This is a genomic window from Staphylococcus sp. EG-SA-2 (genome assembly GCF_017152085.1).
The window spans coordinates 1-318 of sequence record NZ_JACYHC010000341.1 but is presented as its reverse complement, the minus strand read 5'-3'; the positions used below and the strand labels follow the sequence as shown (position 1 = coordinate 318).

Below are 318 nucleotides of genomic sequence, written 5' to 3'. Positions count from 1 at the left end.
CAACAAACATAAATAAGCAGTAAGATGACTACAACTTAAGAGTCTTCTTACTGCAATTATTTTTCAAATATATCAACGTTAATATAACTTCTATTAAGAAATACTCACATTCTGCCCTGCAATGCAAATCTCGTCACATATAAATATTTTTAATTATTTTAAAAAATGATGCACTAAATTAGCAACGAGCTTAGCAGTTCTATTGTCAGCGTCATATGTTGGATTCATCTCAGCAATACTAACTGAAGACACCTTATCACTTGGAATAATACGTTTTGCTAATTCAAGAACAGTATGTGGATACAAACCTAACACTGC

1 protein-coding gene is annotated in these 318 nt (G+C 31.1%); it reads right to left on the bottom strand.

The annotated features are described in order from the left end of the window. Positions 1 to 153: 153 nt before the first annotated feature. Positions 154 to 318, bottom strand: a 165-nt coding sequence (locus IDG60_RS03280) for an arginase family protein (protein ID WP_206160491.1), incomplete at its 5' end; no start/stop codon positions are given.